Origin of the sequence: Cryobacterium sp. PH31-O1, assembly GCF_030063455.1 — a bacterium.
In the GTDB taxonomy this organism is placed as follows: Bacteria; Actinomycetota; Actinomycetes; order Actinomycetales; family Microbacteriaceae; genus Cryobacterium.
This window is the reverse complement of record NZ_JASITB010000011.1, coordinates 1-5,403: the sequence shown is the minus strand read 5'-3', so window position 1 is coordinate 5,403 and position 5,403 is coordinate 1. Positions and strand designations below refer to the sequence as shown.

The following is a 5,403-nucleotide window of genomic DNA, read 5'->3' as shown; positions in this document are numbered from 1 at the left end:
GTCCGATCCTTGAGAACTCAACAGCGTGCACAATGTCAAATGCCAAAAACCTCGTGGTTGTGGCTCGTTTCTAGCGGGTTGCAGTTTATGAGATTCCTTTGGAAATAATATTGAAAAAGTCCTGGTCTTCGGATTAGGCAATTAAACAAAGCAAGTCAGTAATGATTTGTTCTTGTCAGTTTCAAACTTGCAGTTTCTAGGCCTATTCCGGTCTGTTTCTGCACTAGATGGGCATCCGGCTTGCTGGGTAGCTATTCAAACATTTACGGAGAGTTTGATCCTGGCTCAGGACGAACGCTGGCGGCGTGCTTAACACATGCAAGTCGAACGGTGAAGGGGAGCTTGCTCCTTGGATCAGTGGCGAACGGGTGAGTAACACGTGAGCAATCTGCCCTTGACTCTGGGATAACTGCGGGAAACTGTAGCTAATACCGGATATTACCTTGGAAGGCATCTTCTGGGGTGGAAAGAATTTTGGTCAAGGATGAGCTCGCGGCCTATCAGCTAGTTGGTGAGGTAATGGCTCACCAAGGCGACGACGGGTAGCCGGCCTGAGAGGGTGACCGGCCACACTGGGACTGAGACACGGCCCAGACTCCTACGGGAGGCAGCAGTGGGGAATATTGCACAATGGGCGCAAGCCTGATGCAGCAACGCCGCGTGAGGGACGACGGCCTTCGGGTTGTAAACCTCTTTTAGTAGGGAAGAAGCGACTGGGTTTTCCTGGGAGTGACGGTACCTGCAGAAAAAGCACCGGCTAACTACGTGCCAGCAGCCGCGGTAATACGTAGGGTGCAAGCGTTGTCCGGAATTATTGGGCGTAAAGAGCTCGTAGGCGGTTTGTCGCGTCTGCTGTGAAAACCCGAGGCTCAACCTCGGGCCTGCAGTGGGTACGGGCAGACTAGAGTGCGGTAGGGGAGATTGGAATTCCTGGTGTAGCGGTGGAATGCGCAGATATCAGGAGGAACACCAATGGCGAAGGCAGATCTCTGGGCCGTAACTGACGCTGAGGAGCGAAAGCATGGGGAGCGAACAGGATTAGATACCCTGGTAGTCCATGCCGTAAACGTTGGGAACTAGATGTGGGGACCATTCCACGGTCTCCGTGTCGCAGCTAACGCATTAAGTTCCCCGCCTGGGGAGTACGGCCGCAAGGCTAAAACTCAAAGGAATTGACGGGGGCCCGCACAAGCGGCGGAGCATGCGGATTAATTCGATGCAACGCGAAGAACCTTACCAAGGCTTGACATATACCGGAAACGGCCAGAAATGGTCGCCCCGCAAGGTCGGTATACAGGTGGTGCATGGTTGTCGTCAGCTCGTGTCGTGAGATGTTGGGTTAAGTCCCGCAACGAGCGCAACCCTCGTCCTATGTTGCCAGCACGTAATGGTGGGAACTCATGGGATACTGCCGGGGTCAACTCGGAGGAAGGTGGGGATGACGTCAAATCATCATGCCCCTTATGTCTTGGGCTTCACGCATGCTACAATGGCCGGTACAAAGGGCTGCAATACCGTAAGGTGGAGCGAATCCCAAAAAGCCGGTCTCAGTTCGGATTGAGGTCTGCAACTCGACCTCATGAAGTCGGAGTCGCTAGTAATCGCAGATCAGCAACGCTGCGGTGAATACGTTCCCGGGCCTTGTACACACCGCCCGTCAAGTCATGAAAGTCGGTAACACCCGAAGCCAGTGGCCGAACCCGTAAGGGGCGGAGCTGTCGAAGGTGGGATTGGTGATTAGGACTAAGTCGTAACAAGGTAGCCGTACCGGAAGGTGCGGCTGGATCACCTCCTTTCTAAGGAGCACGTGCCGTCCCGTCTGTCTACAGCGGAATATGGCGGCCAGTCATACCAAGGCGAATGTTCTTGGATGGCGCTCATGGGTGGAACATTGACATTGGTATGAGAACGGTCATGCCGCTCACGGTACGCGTTTTGTTGTTTACAACGGGGCGTTGGAAATGAGTGGTTTGGAGAGACTTGTATATGCACGCTGTTGGGTCCTGAGGGACCGGAACATGTGTCACTTCGGTGGCGGATGATCTGATTCTTCTGGACTTTTCTTCGTTGGCATCACGTGCTGGCGGGGAGGGTACCGCCCGTACTTTGAGAACTACACAGTGGACGCGAGCATCTTAAATTTGACTCTCGTACGAGAGCAAATTACAAAGATCAACACACTCTTTGAGTGTGTGATCATTGGTCAATTTCGATGTCGAATTTATTCGGCATACTTAATCGATTCAAACTCATGTGATTTCAAATTTTTAAGAGCAAACGGTGAATGCCTTGGCATGTAGAGCCGAAGAAGGACGTAGTAATCTGCGATAAGCCTCGGGGAGTTGATAAACGAACTGTGATCCGAGGATGTCCGAATGGGGAAACCCCGCCAGGCCCGTGAGGTGACCTGGTGACTCCCGCCTGAATATATAGGGCGGGTAGAGGGAACGTGGGGAAGTGAAACATCTCAGTACCCACAGGAAGAGAAAACAATAGTGATTCCGTTAGTAGTGGCGAGCGAACCCGGATGAGGCTAAACCGATCATGTGTGATAGCCGGTAGGCGTTGCATGGTCGGGGTTGCGGGACTTTTCTGCCTATTCTACCGAATGGTAAGGGTTAGAACGTTGTATAGACGAACAGGATTGAAAGCCTGGTCATAGAGGGTGCGAACCCCGTAGTCGAAATGCAGCAATCGCCCGAGAAGTATCCCAAGTAGCACGGGGCCCGAGAAATCCCGTGTGAATCCGTCAGGACCACCTGATAAGCCTAAATACTCCTACATGACCGATAGTGAACAAGTACCGTGAGGGAAAGGTGAAAAGTACCCCGGGAGGGGAGTGAAATAGTACCTGAAACCGTTTGCTTACAAACCGTTGGAGCCAGCTTTGTTCTGGTGACAGCGTGCCTTTTGAAGAATGAGCCTGCGAGTTAGTGATATGTGGCGAGCTTAACCCGAGAGGGGAATGCGTAGCGAAAGCGAGTCTGAATAGGGCGATTCAGTCGCATGTCCTAGACCCGAAGCGAAGTGATCTATCCATGGCCAGGTTGAAGCGACGGTAAGACGTCGTGGAGGACCGAACCCACTTCAGTTGAAAATGGAGGGGATGAGCTGTGGATAGGGGTGAAAGGCCAATCAAACTTCGTGATAGCTGGTTCTCTCCGAAATGCATTTAGGTGCAGCGTTGCGTGTTTCTTGCCGGAGGTAGAGCTACTGGATGGCCGATGGGGCCCAAAAGCTTACTGACGTCAGCCAAACTCCGAATGCCGGTAAGTGAGAGCGCAGCAGTGAGACGGTGGGGGATAAGCTTCATCGTCGAGAGGGAAACAACCCAGACCACCAACTAAGGTCCCAAAGCGCGTGCTAAGTGGGAAAGGATGTGGAGTTGCACAGACAACCAGGAGGTTGGCTTAGAAGCAGCCACCCTTGAAAGAGTGCGTAATAGCTCACTGGTCAAGTGATTCCGCGCCGACAATGTAACGGGGCTCAAGCACGCCACCGAAGTTGTGGCATTGATATTTTTGGTTAGCCGCCACCTTGTGTGGTTGGTTCAGCCGTGTTGATGGGTAGGAGAGCGTCGTGTGGCCAGCGAAGCGGCGGTGTAAACCAGCCGTGGAGGCCACACGAGTGAGAATGCAGGCATGAGTAGCGAAAGACGGGTGAGAAACCCGTCCTCCGAAAGATCAAGGGTTCCAGGGCCAGGCTAATCCGCCCTGGGTAAGTCGGGACCTAAGGCGAGGCCGACAGGCGTAGTCGATGGACAACGGGTTGATATTCCCGTACTGACGAAAAACCGCCCAAACTAATCCAGTAATGCTAAGCATCTGAATCCCCTAGATGGATCCCTTCGGGGTGAAGCGTGGGGCCTAGCGTGCGACCCTATGCTGGTGCGGTTAGCGTATTAACAGGTGTGACGCAGGAAGGTAGCTGAGCCGGGCGATGGTTGACCCGGTCTAAGGATGTAGGGCGAACGATAGGCAAATCCGTCGTTCATGATGCCTGAGACCCGATGGGTAGCCCGTAAGGGTGAAATCAGTGATCCTATGCTGCCAAGAAAAGCATCGACGCGAGGTTTTAGTCACCCGTACCCCAAACCGACTCAGGTGATCAGGTAGAGAATACTAAGGAGATCGAGAGAATCGTGGTTAAGGAACTCGGCAAAATGCCCCCGTAACTTCGGGAGAAGGGGGGCCTGAGGCGTGATCGGACTTGCTCCGGGAGCGTTCGAAGGCCGCAGAGACCAGTGGGAAGCGACTGTTTACTAAAAACACAGGTCCGTGCTAAGTCGCAAGACGATGTATACGGACTGACGCCTGCCCGGTGCTGGAAGGTTAAGAGGAACGGTTAGCCGCAAGGCGAAGCTGAGAATTTAAGCCCCAGTAAACGGCGGTGGTAACTATAACCATCCTAAGGTAGCGAAATTCCTTGTCGGGTAAGTTCCGACCTGCACGAATGGCGTAACGACTTCCCAGCTGTCTCAACCGCGAACTCGGCGAAATTGCATTACGAGTAAAGATGCTCGTTACGCGCAGCAGGACGGAAAGACCCCGTGACCTTTACTACAGCTTGGTATTGGTGTTCGGTGTGGCTTGTGTAGGATAGGTGGGAGACTGTGAAGCTTGGACGCTAGTTCAGGTGGAGTCATTGTTGAAATACCACTCTGGTCATATTGGATACCTAACTTCGAACCGTGATCCGGTTCAGGGACAGTGCCTGGTGGGTAGTTTAACTGGGGCGGTTGCCTCCTAAAAAGTAACGGAGGCGCCCAAAGGTTCCCTCAACCTGGTTGGTAATCAGGTGTCGAGTGTAAGTGCACAAGGGAGCTTGACTGTAAGACTGACAAGTCGAGCAGGGACGAAAGTCGGGACTAGTGATCCGGCAGTGGCTTGTGGAAGCGCTGTCGCTCAACGGATAAAAGGTACCTCGGGGATAACAGGCTGATCTTGCCCAAGAGTCCATATCGACGGCATGGTTTGGCACCTCGATGTCGGCTCGTCGCATCCTGGGGCTGGAGTAGGTCCCAAGGGTTGGGCTGTTCGCCCATTAAAGCGGTACGCGAGCTGGGTTTAGAACGTCGTGAGACAGTTCGGTCCCTATCCGCTGCGCGCGCAGGAAATTTGAGAAGATCTATCCCTAGTACGAGAGGACCGGGATGGACGAACCTCTGGTGTGTCAGTTGTTCCGCCAGGAGCACCGCTGATTAGCTACGTTCGGAACGGATAACCGCTGAAAGCATCTAAGCGGGAAGCCGGCTTCGAGATGAGATTTCCATCCCTTCGGGGGAGAGGCTCGCAGCTAGACTACTGCGTTGATAGGCCGGATGTGGAAGTGGGGACTAAAGACCCATGGAGCTGACCGGTACTAATAAGCCGATAATTTGATAACACTCAGTTTGAAGAAGCT

At 53.3% G+C, this 5,403-nt stretch carries 2 rRNA genes; both read left to right on the top strand.

What is annotated here, in order from left to right:
• The first annotated feature begins 262 nt into the window (after positions 1 to 262).
• A 16S ribosomal RNA gene (locus QMK31_RS17190) occupies positions 263 to 1,796 on the top strand.
• Between the two features lie 461 nt (positions 1,797 to 2,257).
• Positions 2,258 to 5,385, top strand: a 23S ribosomal RNA gene (locus tag QMK31_RS17185).
• The 16S and 23S rRNA genes sit together here, the layout of an rRNA operon.
• Positions 5,386 to 5,403 lie beyond the last annotated feature (18 nt).